General features: G+C 55.3%; 14 protein-coding genes and 2 pseudogenes. 6 read left to right on the top strand and 10 right to left on the bottom strand.

Annotated elements, in window-relative coordinates:
• Nucleotides 1–30: 30 nt before the first annotated feature.
• Entirely contained in the window at nucleotides 31–3,915 is a 3,885-nt protein-coding gene (locus tag AC2FI9_RS17155; RefSeq protein WP_496769303.1) for an Ig-like domain-containing protein, read from the bottom strand.
• Nucleotides 3,916–4,071: 156 nt separating this feature from the next.
• On the opposite strand from AC2FI9_RS17155, the gene AC2FI9_RS17160 reads away from it, so the two are divergent.
• Nucleotides 4,072–6,123 carry a dockerin type I domain-containing protein gene (locus tag AC2FI9_RS17160; protein ID WP_496769305.1) on the top strand — a complete coding sequence of 684 codons (2,052 nt, stop codon included), beginning with the start codon at nucleotides 4,072–4,074 and terminating at the stop codon, nucleotides 6,121–6,123.
• Between the two features lie 13 nt (nucleotides 6,124–6,136).
• Here the strand turns inward: AC2FI9_RS17160 and AC2FI9_RS17165 are convergent, their stop codons facing one another.
• Both AC2FI9_RS17165 and AC2FI9_RS17170 read right to left on the bottom strand, forming a co-directional pair.
• Nucleotides 6,137–7,450: an HlyD family type I secretion periplasmic adaptor subunit gene (locus AC2FI9_RS17165; protein WP_496769307.1), complete on the bottom strand. Its 1,314-nt coding sequence runs from the start codon at nucleotides 7,448–7,450 to the stop codon at nucleotides 6,137–6,139.
• Entirely contained in the window at nucleotides 7,450–9,147 is a 1,698-nt protein-coding gene (locus AC2FI9_RS17170; protein ID WP_496769329.1) for a type I secretion system permease/ATPase, read from the bottom strand. Before AC2FI9_RS17170 ends, AC2FI9_RS17165 begins: the two co-directional genes overlap by 1 nt.
• 270 nt (nucleotides 9,148–9,417) lie before the next feature.
• Here AC2FI9_RS17170 and AC2FI9_RS17175 point away from each other — a divergent pair, with 270 nt between their 5' ends.
• The 3 genes and pseudogenes from AC2FI9_RS17175 to AC2FI9_RS17185 form a co-directional block, all read left to right on the top strand.
• Nucleotides 9,418–9,543, top strand: a complete 126-nt coding sequence (locus AC2FI9_RS17175; RefSeq protein WP_496769309.1) for a hypothetical protein — start codon at nucleotides 9,418–9,420, stop codon at nucleotides 9,541–9,543.
• Nucleotides 9,544–10,002: 459 nt separating this feature from the next.
• Nucleotides 10,003–10,374: an aldehyde dehydrogenase family protein gene (locus AC2FI9_RS17180; RefSeq protein WP_496769311.1), complete on the top strand. Its 372-nt coding sequence runs from the start codon at nucleotides 10,003–10,005 to the stop codon at nucleotides 10,372–10,374.
• A gap of 308 nt (nucleotides 10,375–10,682) precedes the next feature.
• Nucleotides 10,683–10,901, top strand: a pseudogene (locus AC2FI9_RS17185) (3-hydroxyacyl-CoA dehydrogenase NAD-binding domain-containing protein); the annotation flags it as partial.
• A 165-nt stretch (nucleotides 10,902–11,066) separates the two neighbouring features.
• On the opposite strand, the gene AC2FI9_RS17190 reads toward AC2FI9_RS17185, so the two are convergent.
• Nucleotides 11,067–12,326, bottom strand: coding sequence for an aminotransferase class V-fold PLP-dependent enzyme (locus tag AC2FI9_RS17190; protein WP_496769314.1), 1,260 nt, complete (start codon nucleotides 12,324–12,326; stop codon nucleotides 11,067–11,069).
• Nucleotides 12,327–12,572: 246 nt separating this feature from the next.
• Between AC2FI9_RS17190 and AC2FI9_RS17195 the strand changes: the two genes are divergently transcribed.
• Nucleotides 12,573–12,770 (top strand): barstar family protein, encoded by a 198-nt coding sequence (locus tag AC2FI9_RS17195; protein WP_496740319.1) that lies wholly within the window; start codon nucleotides 12,573–12,575, stop codon nucleotides 12,768–12,770.
• A gap of 360 nt (nucleotides 12,771–13,130) precedes the next feature.
• Here the strand turns inward: AC2FI9_RS17195 and AC2FI9_RS17200 are convergent.
• The 4 genes and pseudogenes from AC2FI9_RS17200 to AC2FI9_RS17215 form a co-directional block, all read right to left on the bottom strand.
• A pseudogene (locus AC2FI9_RS17200) lies at nucleotides 13,131–13,708 on the bottom strand (ISNCY family transposase); the annotation flags it as partial.
• 746 nt (nucleotides 13,709–14,454) lie between these two features.
• Complete coding sequence (locus tag AC2FI9_RS17205) at nucleotides 14,455–14,754, bottom strand: CcdB family protein (protein ID WP_496769316.1); 300 nt, start codon at nucleotides 14,752–14,754, stop codon at nucleotides 14,455–14,457.
• Nucleotides 14,754–14,984, bottom strand: a complete 231-nt coding sequence (locus AC2FI9_RS17210; protein ID WP_496725008.1) for a type II toxin-antitoxin system CcdA family antitoxin — start codon at nucleotides 14,982–14,984, stop codon at nucleotides 14,754–14,756. Before AC2FI9_RS17210 ends, AC2FI9_RS17205 begins: the two co-directional genes overlap by 1 nt.
• 358 nt (nucleotides 14,985–15,342) lie before the next feature.
• Nucleotides 15,343–15,972, bottom strand: a complete 630-nt coding sequence (locus tag AC2FI9_RS17215; protein WP_496769319.1) for a transposase — start codon at nucleotides 15,970–15,972, stop codon at nucleotides 15,343–15,345.
• Nucleotides 15,973–16,150: 178 nt separating this feature from the next.
• On the opposite strand from AC2FI9_RS17215, the gene AC2FI9_RS17220 reads away from it, so the two are divergent.
• Nucleotides 16,151–17,899: an adenylate/guanylate cyclase domain-containing protein gene (locus tag AC2FI9_RS17220; protein ID WP_496769331.1), complete on the top strand. Its 1,749-nt coding sequence runs from the start codon at nucleotides 16,151–16,153 to the stop codon at nucleotides 17,897–17,899.
• Between the two features lie 216 nt (nucleotides 17,900–18,115).
• Here AC2FI9_RS17220 and AC2FI9_RS17225 read toward each other — a convergent pair whose 3' ends face one another.
• Nucleotides 18,116–20,650, bottom strand: coding sequence for a cation:proton antiporter (locus AC2FI9_RS17225; RefSeq protein WP_496769321.1), 2,535 nt, complete (start codon nucleotides 20,648–20,650; stop codon nucleotides 18,116–18,118).
• A gap of 104 nt (nucleotides 20,651–20,754) precedes the next feature.
• Nucleotides 20,755–20,931: a hypothetical protein gene (locus AC2FI9_RS17230; RefSeq protein WP_496769323.1), complete on the bottom strand. Its 177-nt coding sequence runs from the start codon at nucleotides 20,929–20,931 to the stop codon at nucleotides 20,755–20,757.
• Nucleotides 20,932–21,819: the final 888 nt, after the last annotated feature.

Below are 21,819 nucleotides of genomic sequence, written 5' to 3' on the forward strand. Positions count from 1 at the left end.
CCGGTCGAAAAACGGCAGTCCATGTTTTGATCAAGCCGTTGCTCCGGTCGGGTCGGCGATCAGGATATTGTCCGCGCTCAATCCGCTCAGATCGTCTAACCCCGAAAATTGCGCCATGGTTTCAACGGTGGCTGCAGTCGGGGAGGAATAGTCGACCCTGACCAGAACGCTATCGTCTCCATCTGTCGCGAGTACGTAGATCTCGTCACCCGCCTGAAGTCCCGTCAAACTTTCGACTGCAGTTTCAATTGTATTGGTCGACAGGTCGGCCAGAACTGTGGTTAAGCCGATGACGCCCGTGTTGGCACCAACCGCGCCGCCTACATTTAATGTCTCAATGCCCGTGCCATCGCCGCGCAAGGTAGAGTGATCGAGGCCATTGAACATCAACGCATCTGCCACATCCGCTGCCGCTCCGAGTGAAAAGCCGGTGATCGTGTCTACCCCGTTGGCCGCAGGGGCGGCTTCGAACACAACGACGTCGCGACCCGCGTCCGAGACATTGATGGCGTCGTCGCCGTCCTGACCACGAACAAAGCTGTCCACATCGCTGGCGACCAAAGTGTCATTTCCATCAGTGCCGAATACGACGGTCGTCGGCCCCCCATCCGGGGTGGTAAGCGACAGTTCAACCGGTTTGCTGGGGTCCTGAACGGTCATGGTGAATGTCACCAACGGTTGGTTCAGATCCGTAAAGCTGGTCGCGACACCTGCAAAGTTGACCACGGAGCCCCCAACCGGGTTGGACAGATACAGACCGAAAGCCCCGTTCCCAACATCGGATCCGGCGTCGAAGGTCACAACTGACGGATCAAATCCCAACTCGATCGTCATCGCTAGCCCGCTGGAAACGTCGCGGTCAGCGTCTGCGAAGATTTGGTACGTGATAGTCGAACCACTCTGATCCGCTTCTGCAATGACATATGCGCCCGGTACATGCGCAGTCGCCTCACCGGTTGCCGGTAAAGGATCAGGGCCGCCCGAAACCGTGGCCTGAGCCTGAAAGTTCAGGTCATCACCTGCTGAAATACCTGTGAAATCTGACGCCGGAACTGCAAGCGACCAGGTGCCATCGGCTGCGACAGTAGCGGTGCCGACAGAGTTATTGTTGAGTGTTACATTCACCGCTTGGCCAGCGGCGAGGCCAACGGATGTTCCAGATACAACAATGCCAGAACTCTGCGCGTCGCCGAGTGAAACTGAGTTGTTCGTCCCTATAGAATTCAGGTCTAACAGCGGTCGGAAATCCGTAGCGAGCGTTGTGGTAGCTGGACTGGCGCTATTGCCGGCCAGGTCACTGACCGTTGCCGAAATGGGGAAATTTGTACTGTCCGCCAATCCGGAAAGATCTGCCGCGGGTACGGTGACCGACCAAGTGCCACCAGTAGCGACACCCGTATACGATTGGCCATCCAACGTGACAGTGACTGTTTGCCCCTCTTCCGCCGATGTCGCCCCTGAGATGGACAGATCGCCTCCCCTTTCGGAGACATCCAGAACCGATCCGACAGCCAATGGGTTGATCGTCACAGTCGGTGCTGTGAAGTCTGTTCTAAACCCAGCACTCGCGCTGGCGCTGTTTCCAGCCGTGTCTGAGACCGACGCATGCACACTGTAAATTTCATCGTCTTGCAGGCCATTTAGACCGGCCGCCGGCGAAACCAACGTCCAGGTGCCGCCACTGACCGTAGTGGTATTGCTCAGGTCTACAGTGCCATCTGCCCTGACGATTTCCACGGTGATGGTGGTGCCGTCCGGGGCATCCGATGCGCCTGAGACCGTCAGATCCGTGCCGCGTTCCGCCAAGTTCATGACCGGGCCGTCGGACAAATTGGTGATGGTGATGGAATGAGGTGAGAAATCAGTGTCAAAACTGCCGCTTGCCTGCAGCGCTGGGTTTCCGGCGGCATCTGTCACGTCTGCAATCACCGGGATTGTTGCGCCATCGGACAGTGCCGTCAAATCTGCCGCGGGTACAGTCGCGCTCCAGACGCCACCAGAGACGGTACCAGTATAATCCTGGCCGTTTAACGATACGGTTACGGTCTGTCCGTCCTCTGCATCAGTTGATCCCGTGATTGTCAGGTCCGTATCACGCTCAGCGGCATTTAGGACGGCACCATCAGAGTATCCGTCGATGGTCAAGGTTGGGGCAGTGACATCCTTGGATACGGGTGCATTCGCCTGGTTGGCTGCGAGCCCGTCCGTATTGGATACATTTGCGGTGATGGTGAATGTGCCCCCGTCTGCCAATGCTCCAAGGTCGGCCGCTGGGATGGTCACCGACCAGCTGTTGTCGGATACTGCGCCGGTGTAACTCTGACCGTCCAACATGACTGTTACCTGCTGGCCGTCTTCTACGTTCCCGGTAATTCCCGAAACCGTTAAATCCGAACCAACGTCTACGGTGTTTAAGGCGGACCCAACCGACAGGGGCGATATAGAAATTGCGGGGCCAGTCAGATCCACCGGAACCGAGGCCGTTGCCGGAACCGAACTGTTTCCTGCTTCATCGCTGACAACGACCCTTACCGACACAGGAGTACCTGAGGGCAGATTTGCAAGATCAGCGGATGGAATAGTGACGCTCCAACTACCGTCAGAGGCGGTCGTCGAATAGGATTGCCCCCCAAATTCGACCAAAACTGTCCGGCCATCAGCTGCTGTTGTCGATCCGCTCAGCTCCATATCGTTCTGAACGTCGACCAATTCGATTTTGTCGACGGGGAGAGGATCCAAAGTTATGGTCGGTGCCGTAAAGTCTGTCTCAATGCTGTCACTGATCTGTGCTGCCGGGTTCCCCGCCATATCTGAAACATCTGCGGTCAACACAATGGTTTCCCCATCCGGCAACGCGGCAAGATCACTGGCAGGCACGGTGACGACCCATTGCCCGTCGGCTACGGTGCCTGAGTATGTGCCGCCGTTCAGAGTGACCGTCACGGTTTGACCGTTTTCCGCGTTTGTCGTCCCCGAGACGGTCAGATCCGTTGCGCTTTCCGCCGCATTTATAACCACACCGTCCGACAAACCGGAAATTGTCAGAGTAGGGGGGATTGTGTCGATGTTGTAAGATACAGTCTCGACCGAAAGCTCTTGTCCGCCGCTGTCCAAGTGGCGAACCGTGACGTTCTGAACACCTTGTGGCAGACTGGCCGCTTCGACAGCTGTCAGCGAAATGCTCCAACTTCCATTGGGCTTGAGTGGCACGGATTTGACCAAAGACCCGATCGTAAGTTCCACTGTTTCGGTTCCACCCGGGACCCTGATATTCGCCTCTGTGCTGCTGAGCGCAGTGGATTGTGCTTGCGCGAGGTTCAAAACCTGAGGTGGTGCCTGCGGCGAGGGGTGAAAATCACCATCGTCTCCACCACCCCCGCCGCCGGCCCCCGCCGCGGCGGCGCCAGCCAGGCCCAATCCGCCCAATGCAGCGCCGACGCCACTAATGCCGCCGCCCGCCGCAGCGGCACCACCTGCTTCGGCGGCCAGACTGAATTGCGCAATTTCGCTCACGGCATTTTCGGCGATCATGATCGCGCCACTGTCCAGAACCTGAACGTTTTCCGCGGCGACAATCATCGTACTGCCATCAATCATCTTCAGCAGAACATCCCCGTTTTTCAGCAGCTTCACTGACTGTACGCCGGGAATCGTTTCTGCAAACTGATAGGCATAAAGCTCTTCTATCGTTGCCTGCGCCAAGGCGGGTAGCGCCATGAGAGTCGAGCCAAGCCCCCCAGCGATACCGCGTCCAATCCAGCGTCGCATCTTGCCATCAATCCACCGGCGAATGTGGTCCTTGCGACCATTGTCTGATCCGGAGTCTGCAGTTTTGGCTTTGGGATCATGTTCTTTGGTCATCTTACCCTCACATGTGATGTCTGTGTCCGCCTGGGTGGGCCAGGTTTTGTTCATCAGTCTTTCGCGTTTGTGACTCATGCGGTCGGACCAGGAAAAATTGTGTTAAACTGAAACCGAACTCCTCGTTTTCACCACAATTCCGCTTTGGTATCGGGCCGGGCATCGGATCATCCTACAGTCATTGCCAAGTTTGGCGTGGGGTGATTTGGTATGATGCTTCAGTTCGAAAGCGTGGTTGCAACAGGGAGCGCAGCGCTCGATTCAGGTATCCGTGATACGGCTTTAAAAACGTTTAACGGGACCACGTATCTGTACAGTTTGACCGGCCCCGGCGGCGGTGTTGCTGTTAGGAAGCTTGTCGATGGCGCGGTTCCGCAACTGGTCGATACCGAGTATTTCAGCGGTTCGATCACGTTTCAGGTGGGCCGCACGGGGACTCCGGTTTCGTTTGGTGGCAGTGATCAGCTCGTATTGGATATCGACACGGCAAATGGGCTGGTGGGGTATGATTTGAACCCGGATGGGACCGTTGGATCCTTGCGGGAAACCGGGATATTGACCGGCGGCGGTGACATTTCGGCCTTGGTGAAACTGTCGACCGGGTCCGGCGATCTGCTGATGATGGCGCATGAAGATACCGGGCGGATTGTCACCTATACCGTGAATGGGGACGGCACATTGACGTCCTCGGGCGTGATCGTGGCACGATCTGATTCGATGCAGTCATTGAGCATTGGCGCAGACAACTTTGTTATTGCGACCGACGGCGCCAGCAACACTGTCTCGACTTACAGGGTTGACGGGGGAACCGCAGCCATAACAGCGGTAGACAACAGCGAGGCCCTGACGACTTTGGGAATCGCGACGCCCACAGCGGTTGAAGTGATACAGGCATATGGCAAGTCCTGGGTGGTGGTCGCGGGGGCTGAAAGTAACTCCCTCAGTGTCATGGAATTAGCCGCCGATGGCCGTCTAATTCCAACCGACCATGCCCTGGATTCGCTGCACACACGGTTCGAGTCGGTTCAGGACCTTTCTGTGGTCGAGATCAACGGGCATGTGTTCGTTGTCGCGGGTGGTGGCGATGATGGAATAACCTTGTTCGCCATGACGCCCGGTGGACAGTTGGTGCATTTGGACAGTTTTGCCGATACGCTTCAAAGCGGTTTGCAGAATGTGAGTTCGTTCAGCGTCGCGCAGGTCGGTGATGAGCTACAGATTCTGGTCGCTTCGCAACAGGATGCGGGGCTGACCCAACTAACGGTGGATGTCGCAGAACTGGGTGTCGTGCGTAGTGGCTTGGGAACAGTTAACGGTACAGCTGGTAACGATATGCTCAGCGGTAATATTCTTCCAACGACCCTTATTGCTGGGGCCGGGGATGACATTTTGATTGCCGGTTCTGCCGCGACCACAATGTCGGGTGGGTCGGGTGCGGACATCTTTGTCATGCAATACGGAGCGGAAACCACCACGATCACGGACTTTCAGGCTGGTATCGACCGGTTGGATATGTTCGATTATCCGCTGCTCAGAACGCCTGGACAGTTGACCTTTACCGCGACGGCGCAGGGCGCCCGGATTGAGTACCTCAACAAGACGATAAACGTGATTTCCGCCACTGGTGGTCCGCTGACCAGTGCTCAGGTGTTTGGCGAGGGTTTTGGCGGCCCCGATCACATTCCCGTCGATTTCGGCGATTTCGGGGGGCTTGAGCCGGGCAGTTCCGATGGGGTTTTAGGGGATGTCTCAATCAATTCAGAAACCGCCAACCCCAGCCTCAGTGACGCTGAAATCAGCTTCACCCCAAATGGCGGAGCCACAGTCAGTGCTCGTGCAGACAGCAATGGGCGGTTCGATTTGAATTTACCGTCTGGCACTTTCGAGGGTGAATTCGACGTCATCAAGACCTATTCTACCGCGAGCAAGGACATCAACGCATTGGACGCGCTGCAGGTTTTGCGGATCTCGGTCGGTCTGGACCCGACATGGGGGCCAGCCTCGCCGGAGAATTTGATCGCGGCAGATTTCAACCGGGATGGTTCGGTGAATGCGCTCGATGCATTGTCGATTCTGCAAGTGGCAGTCGGACAGCCGACTGCCGTTCGCCCGGAATGGGTTTTCATCGACAGTGACGCGGACCTTTCAGGGATCACGCGCACCGACGTTTCTTATGATACCGGGGCCAATGTGGTGGCTGTGGATGGCGTGATTGTCACCGACATGACCTCGATCCTGCTGGGCAACCTCGAAGCGCCTTAGTGCGATCGGGCGGTCACTCTCGGAACGCCCGGTTGAAGTAATCTGCCAGTGGTTTGACCAAATAAGACATTGGCGTACGTTCGTCCGTCTTGATCAACGTTTCCACTGGCATACCGGGCAGCAGTTCCTGCCCTTTCAGACGATCAACTTGCCCGTCTTGTGGAACGACTTCGGCGCGATAGAACGTTTGGCCGGTGTTTTCGTCGGTAAACGTATCAGCCGAGACATTCATAACCTGTCCGTCAATTTCAGGCGTTTCACGCTGATTGAATGCGGGAAACCGTAGCAAAACGGGCTGGCCAACATGCAACTGGTCCACGTGAATTGCATCGACGCGCGCGGCGACGACCAGGGGCGTATCCTGCGGTACCAGATACATCATAGGTTCCGCGGGTTGGATCACGGACTGCAGCGCAAAGACCTGACTGCCGTAAACCGTTCCCGAAACTGGGGCGCGGATATCCAGTCGCGAAAGGCGGGTGTCCAGCGACAGACGGCGCTCGGCCAATTCAGCAATCTGGGACTGAATATCACGCAGGGTCGTGATGGCTTCTTCTCGCCGTGTTGCTTCAAGCTCAAGGATCGAGATTTCGGTCGCTGATATCTGGCCTCCTAGGCGCGCAGCGGCGGCTTCCAAACGACCGATATCCCCTGTGAGGCTGGCCTCTTCACGCTGTAGGGCCGAAACACGGCTGGCCTGGGTAAGGCCGCGCTGAAGCAAGCTTTGCTGATCGTCCAGTTCGGTTTGGATCAATTCAACCTGACGCCGCAGCGAGACAAGCTGCGCTTCGGTACCGTCGATTTCGCTTTCGATTTGAACGGTCTGTTTGCCCAGTTGCTCAGTTTGCTGGTCCAATGTATTCAATCGCGCCTCGAACAGGCGTTGCTGACCGGCGATCAGATCAGGGTCGATGTTTTCCTGTTGCTGAATCTCAGCCAACCGGGTGGCCAAAGCTTCGGCATTTGCGCCATCGCGCTCGACTTCCAAACGTGCCCGGCGGGCCAGCAGTTCGAACAGCTGGGCTTCGACAATGGTTTTCTCGGACGACAGAAACGTATCATCCAATCGCAATAGTAACTCGCCGCTGGTGACGGCATCGCCATCGCGCACATAAATCTCACCAACAACGCCGCCGTCGGGGTGTTCAATCACCTGACGGTTGCTTTCGACCTCGATAATGCCCTGAGAGATAATGGCCCCGGCCAAACGCGTGTTGACTGCCCAAACACCCAAACCGCCAACAAGGATGCCAAGGGCCGTAAATCCGACCAGGGCAGGGATGGTTATGCGCCATACGGGGCGCTGACTATTTGTTTTGTCCTGCATCAGTTGCCAGCCTTGCTGAGGTTGCGCTTGATCGATCCGGCGTTTTGAACGACTGCACCCAAAACCTCATCCCTTGGGCCGGATCTGACAACCTGTCCCCGTTCGACCACCGCAAGATCATCACATTCCGAGATCGCTTGGGGACGGTGAGTCATAATGATCGTAGACTTTCCTGCGGCCTTAAGATCGCGGACAGCGGCGTTCAGCGCCTCGGTTCCATCGGCATCCAACGCCGAGTTCGGTTCGTCCAGAATCAACAAAACGGGGTCTCCGTACAACGCGCGCGAGAGCGCGATCCGCTGCTTCTGACCGCCTGACAGCTGACTGTCATTGCCTTCCAGAATGGTATCGTAGCCTTTTTCCAGCGTCAGAATCAGCTCATGCGCATTGGCTTTTTTGGCGGCCGCTACAACGGCTTCCGGGTTTGGGTCTTCCGACATACGCGCGATGTTTTCGGCGACAGTTCCGTTGAACAACGTAACTTCTTGCGGAAGGTATCCGATATGTTGGCCCAGATCAGTTGGATCGTACTGATCCAGCGTTGCGCCTCCCAGACGGATCTCGCCTGCTGCAGGACGCCAAATACCCAGAAGCGCCTTGGCCAAAGTGGACTTTCCTGACCCGCTTTTTCCGATTACACCAAGTGCCCGCCCGGGCTCGAGGTTCAATGAGACGTTGCGGAGGGTTGGAGTATCCGCTCCAGGCGGGATGACCGTCAGACCCTTGGCCGTCAGCCGGGCTTGGGGCACAGGCAACTTGGTGCGCTGTTTTTCTGGCGGCGTGGCATCCAGAAACTGGCTCAACGAGTTCCACGCCGTTCGGGCGCGTTCAACGACAGCCCATTGCCCAACAACCTGCTCGACGGGTGCCAAAGCACGACCCAGCAGGATCGAACCTGCGATCATCGCGCCGGGGGTCAATTCATTGCGCAGAACAAGCAAAGCCCCAAGCGCCAGCATTGCAGATTGCAAAAACAGCCGCAGCGATTTCGTCACTGACGTAAAGCTGCCGGTCCAGTCACTGGCGGCGATTGTTTGTTGCAAGGCGTCTGTTCGTTGACGCTGCCATCTACGCGTGATGTCCTCTTGCATGCCTTGCGAGTGTACTACCTCGGCTGCCTGTCGGGCATGTTCGGAAAAGATGTTGGCTTTTGCCGACGCTGATTGAGCCAAGGCGACCTTGCGACGAGTCAGTATTTGGTTCAGCAACGCGATCACAACTAAAAGCGAGCCACCACCAACGGCCAGCCAACCCAGCAGAGGATGGAACAGAAAAATTGCCGCGATAAAGATAGGCGTCCAAGGGATGTCCATGACGGCCAGCAGAACTGGAGAAGAGCACAGGTTTTGGATCGACTCCAGATCCCGCAACGCCGTTGCCGGCGCGGCGCGCGCGCGCGGGTGCAGCGATCGGCGCAGGGTTGCGTCAAACACCCGTTCGTCCAATTGGGACTGAAACCGAGCGCCGAAACGCGCCACGATTCGACCCCGCGCAAAATCGAGCATAGCCATAAGGCCGTACAATAACGCGACCAGCAAGAACAGCGCCGCCAAGGTCTCGACCGCTCGGGACCCAAGAACGCGATCATAGACCTGCAACATGAACAAAGGTCCGGTCAACATCAACAAGTTGACAAAGATGCTGAACAAAAACGCAAGCGCCAGGAATGTGATCCCCTGGTTGCGCGCAGATTGCATTTCACGTCTTGGCTGTGCTGCCATGTGGTTCTTAATATTCACGAACGAAGCTTCTCGTTTTTGTTGCGCAGGTTTGGAATGGGCTAGTATTTGCGCGCATCCTAGACTGATGTCCCAATAGTGGAAATACATCTCGTTGCAGATTGTCCATATACCGCCGACCAAGATCCCAATCGGTGTTTTGGCAATGGCTTATCGACATCTGACTTGCGCGTTGACTGAAGTGAAACTCTCTTTATCTCTACGTAGTGCAATTGAGGCGAAGACCAGGTGGCAAACATCTCAGACCTTACTGCCCGTGTGATTTTTGCGGTCTCGTCCGGCCTTAACCTGGCCGCTACAATAGTGTTTGCCGATCTGTTTCGCGCGACCAACAAATTGGATGGCAAGCCCTAGTTTTCAAGAGGCTTCTTGGCCGAGAGAGGCGGCAATTGTGTCGCAAGCAATGGTGCAGGGAAAAGAAGGGTTGTCTTCGGTGACGTTGATGTGGCCGACATCGTAGTGGTATTGACAAGCTGGACATGAGGGCATTCATGCCGGCGCGGTCCGGACTTCTGAATGCGCGGCGGGCGACCGGTCACTAGGAACATATTGATGGCTTTCAGGAGTTTTACTCGGTTATTGAAGTGGTCGAAAACCTGTTGGTGATTGATGAAAACCGGGTTTCATGTTGTGGCGGCAGCGCCTCGGCGAATATTTGGGTACATCGGTTCCCGCCAAGCTCAGGGCGGCCAATCCGGCAAGGGAAACTAATCTGGAAGATCCGATACCATCGCCCGAGATTTGCATGAGGGCTGGTATATCGCATAGCCGGTTGAACTGGGCGTTCGAAACATACATCAAAAAACGCCCACGTTGTATTGCTGGGATATCCGTTTGGATCGGGCACGCAGTTTGTCGGATTGTCTGCACTATGAGCGGGCCAACGGGTCGATGCCGATATTGATGCCGTGGCTGAAACGATCCGAAATCGCGATAGGCGGCGAACTGGGCGAACAGGCCGGATTCTTCTACCCGCCGACGGTCGCAGTGAATGCCAACAACAATGCGGAGATTGCGTATAATGAGGTGTTCGGACCAACTGTCACCCTGTCGCACATTGGCAGGGCGAAAAACGCTCGTCGGATCGCCAACGCCAGGCGCTATGGTCTGGCTTCGACAGTTTTGACCAAGGATGTTTCGATGGCGATGAAAATGACGTCTCAACTGCGCTGCGGAAAGACCTGATGTAAGAAGCATGAGTGGCCCGCGGCGGAAAGGCAATGGGCCGCAATGAAAGGCACAGGCGCGCTTTGCAACATATCGGTCCCTGTTTTGGACGCCCCCACGTCAGCGCGTCTTGTGTTGGGTGTACGCTGATGCGATTGGTAAGAAAACGAGCGCTGGCTACCGGTGGCCGGCAAGGGATCGGGCGCGGGTCAGAATCCGAAGGGTTGTAGGACAACATCATCTGGATCCCGCTGGATGCGTTGGTTGCCAGCCCAGCCTTGGGTTTGACGCTGGGATAGATGCAACAGGGCTGAAAAAAACCCCGCCGCTTTGTTTTGGGGTGCCCGTTCGAACCCCCGCACCTGATGCCGCTGGTCGGGGTTCTGGGGAATGACAAAACCGCCTACGAGGTCATTGAGGCAGCTCAATCGTTCTATGAAAACCTAGGCACGACAACAAAGAAGTGTCTGGATACGTGGTCAATCTCTTGCATGCTGCGATTTGGCGCGAAGCAATCAATCTGGGGACAACGGGTCACGGCGTGAACCGGCAACTGGTGGACAACGTAAAAGCCGCGGCATGCGGAAATACTCCGGCCGCGGTGTCGGAACAACGCGACGCTTTTTTCGTAACTCTGCAAAAGCCCGTTGCAGGTTTGGGTTGAGAACCGCCATCTATGTAACCGTTTGCTACGACCAAATCGGATCTGGTCAACTGCTTTCGCCCATAACTTTGATGGCCCCCAACAACCGCGCGATTTCTTGTTCCGTGTTGTAGTGACAAAAAGAAATGCGGATACAATCCGACAGGCCCAGCGGTGTAAGAACGTTGCCGGAATAGTGGTCAGCCTTTCGAGTATGGGTGCGAATGCCCTGTTGATTCAGTGTCTCGACCACGTCCTCGGATGCATGACCCTCGACCACGATTGACACCAGCCCTTCGCGTGCCGGGTTATCGGCGCCTGCCAGAATGGTCACGTGATCCATATCACGCAGCCCTGGCAGATTGCCGGTGCCGTTGATAGCAGTATCGGTCAAGTGGGTTTCATAGGCGTGAATGGCTCGGCCCGCAGCCTCGATCCGTTTGCGCGGCTCGGTCTCATCCGAAACTTCGCCACCGAGCCAGTCAAAATACGCTACTACGTCTGATACGGTTGCATACGATCCCGTATCGCGGGTCCCGAACTCCCACCCGGTTGCGGGTGCGTCGATCAACATGTCATGTGGCAAAGCGCTGAGTTTGTCGGAGATCCAGGCGATGCCGTATCCGTGGCGGGAAAACACTTTGTAAGGTGAAATCGCGTAGCCATCGACATTGTAGGCGTCCAGGTCCAGTTGCCCGTGGGCCGCATGCTGAATGCCGTCGACGATTATCAAACAATCCGGTGCCACAGCACGGATCGCCGCTGAAATCGCGGCTACGTCCATGCCCATGCCTGTCACGGGCGATGCATGCAGGATCGTTGCCACTGCGACATCTGGCGTTATCAGCGCAGAATAATCCTCGGCCGTAACCAATCCGGCGTCGTTGTCGTGGGGCACATTAACGTACTCCAGCGCGGCGATTTCAGCCCAGCGACGTGCTGCGCTTCGGGTGGCCGGGTGCTCGATTGATGAACCTATCACTTTTGCACCTTTGGGGGCGACCAGACACGCGGTGCGGATCATGCGAAACAGCAGCTCGGTTCCGCTTTCACCTGCGAAGAACTGCCCAGAAGATGCGTTCATGAACACGGCCAAGTCGTCTTTGGCCTTGTTGATGACGCCTTGGGTTCCCTGACCTGCAGGATTTATGCGCCCCGGATTGTCCGGGATTGCTGCATAAAAAGCCGAGGTTTCAGCGACGGATTTCAATGTCAGTGCTCCGCCCGCATTCTCAAAAAAGATGCGTTCGCCTTGAAAGGGACAGGTGCCGACATGGGCGAACCGGCCGCGTACGGCCTCGATGAGGGCAGGGTTGTCTTGGATCATAGGTTTGTCCTGTGCTTAGTCAGAAAGCGGTTCACGATCGTGCGGCAGAGCTAGGCCACCGCGATAAGGTTTTGTCCGGAAATCGTTGACGTTTTCATCATAGATTCGGCGAACTGAATTGATCAGGCCGCATGCAGCCATCCTGTCAAGCGACAACGCGACACGATCAGGGAATATTGCAGCTATTTTAAGCTATCGCGTCTGCTTGCTATCCAGTTTGCCTCGGAAAACCAGATCTTTGGAGGATTGGGGTGCGGAGGAAGTTTTGATGACGTATTTACGATACTGCTGGCTGCGCTTGTTGCTCCAAACTGGCATGGGCACAATCTGGATGCGCTGTGGGACAGCATTGCCGGTGACATCAATGACGTAATTCCACCTTACTCTATTGAAGTGAGAGGGAAAAACGAAGTGACTGATGTGGTGGCTCTATTATTATTTTAGATGCAGTCAATTTGAAGAAGCCAGAGCCAATCAGGTTATTGGCGTTGGCTTCAAGCTTACCTGTAGGGCGCGCTGTCTTCTGCGCAGCTGCTATTTTTGCACAAACTCAGGTTCTGGTGCCGTCCTTCTACTGGCCCGTGTTCTCGGTGGCTGACCGGGCTTACTGCCGTTGGGCTGTAACCCATCTTTTCGGAATTTGTCCTCACTTTGGGTTTTGGGGAGCTTGTTCCTGCATCTCCTTGATATGCGCCAGCACAGCCCCGAACCGCTTGTTCTCAGTGACTGCGGCGTGGGTGACGCGTTGGTCCATTTCGAAGATCCGTTAGGGCAGGGCCCGACCTTCCCAGCGCACTTCAAACCGGCTAGCCTCAGCTCTTTGACGAGTCGATCCTGGAGCGTGCGGTTGGCGCGTTCAACCCGGCCTTTGGCCTGAGAGTTGTTCGCACACAGGATCTAGATATTCAGCGCCTTTAGCGCACGGCCGAACTGGGTCATGCCAGCGCCGCCGTTGGCATCTTTTCTGGCCACACGGAACACCGTGTTTGTCGCTGTAAAACGCCACCGGGCGGCCATGTTTATACTGATAGCTTTCAAGCATATCGAAATAGCTGAAGGTGCTTTCTGACTTCACGAAGCGAAGTTCCATCAAGGTGCTGGTCGCGCCATCCATGAAGACGAGAAGGGTGCAGGGGTCGCCACGATCCTCGAACTAATGTTGATCGGAGCCGTCGATCTGGGTCAACTAACCACGGCATTCCCGCTGCAGGCGCGGCTGATGGAATGTTCGGCGCTGCTTGCGAGATAGCCAGCTTCAATCTTCCACCATCCAATTGCGCAATGTCTCACGTGAAGCCGTGATGCTCAGCTAACTTCTCTGCGGCCAATGTCGGCCCGAAATCGGAATAGCTCTCTTTGACCAACACCAAGGCATAATTGCGCTTCGTTTGTGAATCCACCCCGGCTACAACTTCAACTCATGCAATGGAGTTTATGGTAAGACAATGTGAATCGCGCGGTAATGTCAGCGAACTTCATTGCCATACGCATCACCGGCGACACCACACCGCGCACACTGATGAACAGACGCACCTCCGGCGAAACGAACCAGCCATCTATGTCCAAGAAGTCGGCAATAAACTCGCCTCATGCCATGTATCCTGTTCCTGATTCAATTTTTTGGAAGATCATAAATCTCTGCAGAAACCCGAGCACGCTGACCGCTGTTTTTGGGGTTTCGTGGGGCGGCACATCACACTCAATACCCCCTCTAAAATCCGGTTGGGAAAACCAGTACATGCTAAAATAGACATGCCGCCCACAATCTCAAAATGACATCAGGAGACTATTGAGTCTATTTTTTTCTTGGAAACTCACCGTTGACTCCTATGAAACAAGGCTTTGAAAGGACGTCCGGCATTCCCCGGGCTACAGATCAAAACTGACTGAACATCCTTGATAATTCCTTCTCCGACCGGCTTTGGCGGTCTCTGATAAACGAGTTGCCAAGTACCGACACCTGCTGCCACAATCTTAACTCAAGGAGGCTAAATTCCTAAAAACCGCAAATGCGGCCCCGTCCTTTACCGAGTATGAGGCATTTGAATCTGGTGCAGCTCGCTGCAGCCATCTTCGAAATTGAACGGTGGCGATCAGAGAACTTGACCAACATTGAGGTCACACCGTGCTAGAATCCCTGCATCAGCATATCGGTCGCGACAGTGATCTGATCGAACTCGTCACTCAAGTCGCATACTTGGGACTTGAGGATTCCAACCGGTACTGCGGCCATGAATTGTGTGACCATAACGACTGACCCACCATCAATGTCAAAAACCGGATTGAGACGTGCCGCTGGTTTTGGTGCGTTTGACTTCGGTAGCAGCGGCACAACAACACGCGTATTCAGATCGCTTAGGAGGTCGGTCTGGACATCCAGAAAGTAGCCATCGCCGGATGGATTAGGGTAGACGTCGTATTTTGGCATCAGAACTGCCTGTAACGTTCCAGCGGAAGACCATGCCGCTCAACATATGAATTAGAACTTCTGAGTGCTGCAGCATTTTCGGCTTTCCAACGCTCAGACTTTGCTGCGATGACTGCGGCGCGCACGCCCTCCTCGGCCGCGCGGGACAGATTTACCTTCAGCGCTTTGGCCTCAGACAGTAACGCGCTATCGAGCGACAGATTCGTGGGCTTTCGCGTTTGAGCGTTCATTGTATTGCTCTCCCTATGCACGCACTTTATCGCTATGAAATATGCGCGTCAAATATGCGCATGTTTGTAAAGCATGTTTCGCAGAATTGAACCGACTGCCAAGTTCCAACAGCGTTGCCATTAACCAGCTAACACAATGAAACGGTAGTATTGCAACATGCAGCGGCGAGAAACGACCCAATAGGCCGCTCACAACGAGGCTCTTCAATTCCCGACACGCGGACTTTGCCGACATTCGCCGCGCCTGCAAGCCATTGGGCAATACAAGGGAAAAAGTGCCACTAAATGACCTCAGTTTGGGTCGCGACGTTGGTCGAAGTGTCCTGGCCTTTGGTTGACTTAGGTCCGCATCATCACATCAAATGCCTTGCATCTCTGGGCTGGTCGGCCTGGTCAGGCGGACGGCTGCCGGTATTCCTGTTGTTTTGTCAGCATCACCCAGATTATCCAGGCGCTCTGGATGCTTCCTGCCCATCAGCGCCCGTGACGTCATGCCGGTGATCAGGAGTTTTCGGATGTATCGGTCGCCTTTCTTAGTGATCTTGCCTAACTTTTCCTTTCCGCCGCTGGATTTGTTGAGCGGGGTCAGCCCCAGCCAGGCTGCAAGGTCGCGGCCGGTCCTGAATTGCTTAGCACTTCCGATGATCGCCACGATGGTGGAGGCGATAATAGGGCCGACGCCCGGCATGCGCATCAGGCGCCGGGCATCGGCATCAGCGGCGTCGGTCTTGCCGCGCTTTACATAGGGTTTTACATAGGCTGCTGGCATCAGGCGGACGTCATGGCCCAGCCTGCTGAGTTCACGGCCCCAATAGTGGGCGGAGCCGCAGGCTTCCATGCCGACAACACAGCGCGGAAGTGTCTCGAAAAACGCAAGCAGCTTCGGGCGCCTGATCTGCTTGTTAAATATCTTGCGGCCAGCGGCCGAAATTCCATGAACCTGGAACACGTCCTTGGCCAGATCCAGTCCAGCTGTTTTAACCGTCATTGGGTTGCTCCTTTCCGAGCAGTCCAAGACAACTGTAGTATGGCGCATCGCGACGCCGGTGGAGCAAGAGCCACCCACTCCATCCGCTAAAAACCTCGGCAATCTGTATTTGCGCGATGTTCCCAGAAAGGTGTTGTTATGATCTTTTCCAAAGTTGAATATGACCTCCCAACCAAAGGTGTCATTTTTGGAACGCAGACTCGCCGCCATACTCGCCGCTGACGTTGTTGCATACTCTTCGATGATGATCGAAGACGAAGATGCCACTTTGATGCACCTCAAGACCCATCGCGAATGTGTTTTTGATCCCAAAGTCAGCCAATACAAAGGCCGGGTGATCAAGTTGATTGGGGATGGCACATTGGTTGAGTTTCCCTCAGTCGTGGATGCTGTTCGGTGTGCCATCGAGATCCAGAAAGAACTGACGGTTCAAAACTCAGCGATAAAACTGCGCATCGGAGTGCATCTGGGCGACGTGATTGTTGATGAGGGCGATGTCTATGGGCACGGTGTCAATCTGGCGTCGCGCCTGGAAGCCGCAGCAAAAGTGGGCGGTGTTTGCATCTCTTCTATAGTTTATGAAAGCCTGGGAAACCTGATTGAAGAAACCTTTGAAGATGGCGGTGCCCAGCACCTCAAAAACATAACAAAGCCCGTCAAAATATACCATTTGTCACATGAAGGTTCTAAAAAATACGAGTCAAATCAAACTGGACGGGATAAGCCCTCAGTCGCGGTTTTGCCGTTTTCAAACGTAAGCGGCAATGCTGAGCAGCAGTTTTTCAGTGACGGTATTTCCGAAGACATCATTACCGGACTGTCCCGCTTTCGGACCTTGTTTGTGGTCGCGCGCAATTCGTCGTTTCGGTTTCGGGACTCAGATCTGGAGATTGGTGAAATCGCGGCAAAGTTGGGGGTACAATACCTTGTCGAAGGCAGTGTTCGAAAAGTCGGTAACAGAGTGCGCATTTCGGCTCAGCTGATCGCGGCTGACTCTGGAAAACATATCTGGGCTGAGCGTTATGACCGCGAACTGGAAGACATCTTTGCGGTTCAGGATGAGGTGACCCAAAGCGTCGTCGCGGTTCTTCCCGGTCGCGTTCAAAGCGACGTGGCCAACAATGTCTTGAACAAGCCCACAGACAAGATGAAGGCATATGAACTCTTGCTGCGAGGGAAAGCACTCCGAGATGGGTTGAACGCCGCCGACAACGCCACCGCCAAGGGATATTTTGAAAAAGCGCTGGCCATCGATCCCAATTACGCGCGGATCTATATGTATCTGGCCGACACCTATGTCGTCGACCTTTGGCTCGGTCTTGCCGACGCCGATGCCCCCTCCCAGGCATTGGAAATCGCGCGTCAGGGCGCGGCTTTGGACAACAAGGACGTCTATATTCAAGACCAACTTGGATATGCGTACCTATGCGCGGGCCTCTGGGATCAGGCCGATACGCAGTTTCAAAAGACACTGTCATTGATCGAAAATGAAGCGGAATCGATGGCTTGGTGCGGACATGGGTTTCTGTTGTTGGGGCAGCATGAAAAGGCCCATGGAATAGTTGTCGAGGCCATGCGACTTGACCCCCTGCACCCGCCTTCTCTCGATTGGATTATCGGACAGGTATATTTCTTTTTGGGTCGATATGATGACGCTGTCAGCAAGCTGATTGGCGAAGCACGGCTGAACTCATTGGCTGTTGCGTTTCTAGTGGCAGCCTACGCGCACTCGGGCCGACAAAAAGAGGCGGAGTCCTCGTTGCAAGCCTTTGTTCGACACCGCCATCAGGAGTTTTCAAGCCGCGGGATGGCAGTTCCGGAAAACACGTTGATTGCTCTGGCCGGTGGCTTTCAACCGATGTGGCGCAATTTGTCGGATTGGGAACACATTGCCTCTGGTCTGCGCCAAGCTGGTTTGGCAGGGTAGGCGACGCCCATTTTTCTATGTCTTCGGTGATTGGCCGTTGCCAATTTCCGCTCCTTGCTGCGACCTGCCGCTGATTGTACAAGATGTTGAGGGTAGTGACGGGTTTTTCGAGGGAACAAACCTCTGACTGGAGTAGACGTTCACCAAAACAGGACCCGACTGGTGCCCGTGAACCAGTACTTTTGATTTCGCGGCTCCTTTCCAATTGAGAGCCTCTCAAGATTTGGTCCCTTTTTCAGGGGATACCTCGGCCTCATCCAGATCCAACACCGCGGGGTCGATCATGCGCTTGTCAGCGCTCATCTTGACAGAGTTTCGCATGGCCTTGCTTCGCCGCAGCAAGCGTCGGAAACTTGCCTCGTCGAGCATAAGCAGCGTCGACGGTGCCAATGCCCGCACGTTTACGCGACGCGGCCGTTTCAATAACATGGCCAATTGCCCGAACATTTCACCACGACCCAGCCGCGAGGTGTGCCGGCCGAGTTCCACTTCCACCGCCCCGGAAGCAATGAAGAATACACTCTGGGCGAATTCGTCTTTGGAAATGATGGTATCACCCGCGTTGGCATATCGGGTCCGCAGCGCCCGGCTGAGTTTCCTAAGCGAAGACTTGTCGAGATCGGAAAACAGTGGGAACTGCCTGACCAGATCCCGTCCTTTGAGAGTGATGTCCAACTTCGGACGCCCTTCAGTTAACGTACGTCTTGTCGCCACTTCCTGCATCAAAACAGAATAAAGTTCTTCGCCCACAAGGCCGTCTTCGCGCATGACCGCGTATTCACGTTCTTCAAGGCGCAACGCGGTTCGCTGGATGAATCGTCGCTCTAGCTTTTCGGCATAACCGGGAAATTGCAGTCGCAGGCCTTCAAGCGCCGTCTTAACCGCCTCGGATCGACGCGCCAACACTTCATCCAGCAATTCCGCAACCCGGCGGCCATGGATCCGGCGGATGCGGCCGCGGACGAACCCATCTAGGTCCTGCAGGATCAGACGTTGCATGAGCAATCTTTCGAACCTGTCCGTTGTGATACGCGTGAGTGGGAACGAAATTCGAAGCCGGTTGTGCAGAAACACGGCGATCCGAAAAGATCTGCCGTAAACGACCGACCGATTTGATGCGCGCTGATAGCCGATCCGTCCGCCAGTCCGTGCGCCTTCAATGAGCCGATCCGCATCGGACAAAATCTTCTCACTCAGAACCGATGACATGGTGCGTTCCCGCATCCTGGCCAATACAGAGTCCCGCTCTGCACCGGCCAGCGCAATAAGACCAAGCGTGACCCGGTCACGATCAAGGATCTGCGCGCTGTCCTCGGCGGCCTTTACCGCCTCGTCCAGGCGTTCACTAAACTGTTTGGCTTCGTTCCTGACGATATCGTGCGTCAGGTTATAGTTTTCTGCTGTGCGGGACACGTCCTCGCGAACCGATTGCAAGGCGACGGCGACCACCTGACGCGACAGGGCGGTATCAAGCGGAGAAAGCCTGTCGAGCCCCAGTTTTGTGATCACCATGCGCAAGGTTGTACCCTGAACAATCAGTGTAAACAGGGTAAAGCCAGTGGCCAGAATGCCGACCAGGCGCTTCGTCTCAAGCGGGATGTGTGTGCTTTCGGTGACTGCCAGAGCCAGGGCCAGCGTCACGGCACCACGCAGCCCACCCCACAGTATTGCGGTGCGATAGGGGCGTTCAACAGCGGGCGATAGTCCAATTGCTGTCAGCAATGGTAACAACCCGAACAGAATTGCCGCCCGCGCGAACATGGCGGCCAAAACCACCACAACTAGCAAGCCAAAATCAGACGGTCGCACCTCTTCCAGCAATCGCGGAATCAGCAATGCGGCAAGAATAAAAATCAGCGCGCCGGCCCAGTGTGCCAGAAGGTCCCAAACCTCTTGCAGATTTGTCCAGGCGACCGGTGACAAACGACCAGGGCCTGTGAGGTTGAGCGTAAGCCCCGCAGCCACCACCGCAATGACACCCGAAGCCCCAACGCTTTGTTCTGCAACGATATAGGCAAGGTATGGCAGCGCGATGGAAATGGAAATCTGCGCCATTTCCCAGCGGTCGACAAAAGCCATCGTCCAAACCGCCATGCGCGCCATGAGCCAACCAGTGAGTGCTCCGCCTGCGATCAACAGCGGAAACTGCCCCACGGCTTCACTTAGCAATGGATTGGGTCTTCCGAGCATGACAAAGCTCATGAATAACCCGAACAGAGCCACAGCAGCAGCATCGTTAAGAAGGCTTTCGCCCTCGATTATTCGTGACAGCCTGCGCGGTGCCGAAATCGACCGGAATATACTGACAACTGCCGAGGGATCCGTTGTTGACACAATGGCGCCGATCAACAGGCAGGCGGCCAGCGGCAGCGCACTTGCCCAACTCAGCGCATAGCCAATAGAGAGGGTCGCGACAATCACTGCCACAACGGCCATCATCAGGATGGGCATCCAGTCATCCAGCATCCTGCGCAGGTTCATGCCGAGTGTCGCCTGAAAGAGCAGCGTGGGCAGGAAAACATAGAGGAAGACGTCTGACCGGATCGGCAGATCTATGATCGCCTGCGCCCCCGGGTTCAATGCATCCGTCAGGTCTGTGTCGAGAAAGAACGTCGCGCCAAGCCCGATCACTATCCCCAGGACGGCGAGGATAACGCTGTAAGGCAGGCGCATTCGCGCGGCCAGCGGTTCCGCCACGCCGATGACAACAAAAAGAGAAGTGATGATGGTCGTAACGACGACGATATCCATAGTTTCGTATTACCTGAGAACTCGAGTAAGTGGAATCCACTCTTAAAGCCGGATCAAACACGTGGAATCAATATGCGCACCTTCGCTCGTCCAGTCTGGGCCGCCTACGAATGCAACCTATTGGCACTAGTCTCAATGGCTTCAGCGATAGCCAAGACACCCTCGAGTTCGACGCCGAGGTACTGGATTGTACCGTCCATCTTGGTATGGCCCAGCAAGTGCTGAAGCGCTCTGAGGTTGCCGGTCTTCTTGTAGGTTTGGGTGATTTTTGAGCGCCTCATTAAGTGGCTTCCGTATGCGCTTGCTATAAGGCCGGTCGATGAGACCCAGTCTCGAACAATCCGCGCATATTGACGCGTTCAGATGTGGATTCTGCCAGGCCAAAGGTATTCCGAACGGATCATGAGTTCATCTTTCATCCATTTCTGAACAGAGGCACGGGTGCCCTCGGATATCTCGAAGCGCACAGGTTTCTGTGTCTTACTTTGCAGTACTGAAGCGCGTTCCTTGGTCTGCCCCGATGACATGACAACGACCCCTTCATCTTCACCAGATCACAGCCGCGAAGCTTGCTGTCGATTGCCATGTTGCAGAGTGCAAGATCGCGATGGGTGCCAGCAAGCTCAAGGCGAACTCGGATGTTTTGGTTTCAGTGGGCGCTTTTTTACCAAGGACACGTCCTTTGCTACAGACTGGGCGAAGTGCCCGAATGGCAGGTAAGTTTGGTGTCTCCATGACTGAACCTCCGATCCGCCATGTCCACCTACAACGACAACCCGACATTGACGCGATCCAATCACACAGGATGCTGCGCAATCGATGAGCGGTGGTTTTGGCAGCGCCCGCGTATTCTTTGGGCCGTGAAAACTGAGCGACTACGGTTGCTCCGGTTTGACTAAAACGCCCTCAGCCAATTGCGTATTTCCGCCACGATTCGGTGTATCAGCGCAATCTGCGCCGCGGACCCACCGAAGCCATCATTCTTCTCCTGCCATCCAATGTAACATTTGTCGGAATTGTCCTTTACTCGAGCAGCTTGAAATCTGATTATCAGCATTCTTTGGTGGGCAGGAGGTTAACGTGACAACACCTTGCAAAGACCTCTGGCACCGATAGCTTGGCTGTTGTCTGCATGGATTGCGGATCAAGCTGCAAGCCGCCACCGCGCC

The sequence above is a fragment of the Ruegeria sp. CDSA246 genome (genome assembly GCF_059611225.1).

Coding starts and splice junctions, on each gene's coding strand:
- AC2FI9_RS17155 (WP_496769303.1), bottom strand. CDS start 3,915: ATGAACAAAACCTGGCCCACCCAGGCGGACACAGACATCACATGTGAG.
- AC2FI9_RS17160 (WP_496769305.1), top strand. CDS start 4,072: ATGATGCTTCAGTTCGAAAGCGTGGTTGCAACAGGGAGCGCAGCGCTC.
- AC2FI9_RS17165 (WP_496769307.1), bottom strand. CDS start 7,450: ATGCAGGACAAAACAAATAGTCAGCGCCCCGTATGGCGCATAACCATC.
- AC2FI9_RS17170 (WP_496769329.1), bottom strand. CDS start 9,147: ATGCAATCTGCGCGCAACCAGGGGATCACATTCCTGGCGCTTGCGTTT.
- AC2FI9_RS17190 (WP_496769314.1), bottom strand. CDS start 12,326: ATGATCCAAGACAACCCTGCCCTCATCGAGGCCGTACGCGGCCGGTTC.
- AC2FI9_RS17205 (WP_496769316.1), bottom strand. CDS start 14,754: ATGCCAAAATACGACGTCTACCCTAATCCATCCGGCGATGGCTACTTT.
- AC2FI9_RS17210 (WP_496725008.1), bottom strand. CDS start 14,984: ATGAACGCTCAAACGCGAAAGCCCACGAATCTGTCGCTCGATAGCGCG.
- AC2FI9_RS17215 (WP_496769319.1), bottom strand. CDS start 15,972: ATGACGGTTAAAACAGCTGGACTGGATCTGGCCAAGGACGTGTTCCAG.
- AC2FI9_RS17225 (WP_496769321.1), bottom strand. CDS start 20,650: ATGGATATCGTCGTCGTTACGACCATCATCACTTCTCTTTTTGTTGTC.
- AC2FI9_RS17230 (WP_496769323.1), bottom strand. CDS start 20,931: ATGAGGCGCTCAAAAATCACCCAAACCTACAAGAAGACCGGCAACCTC.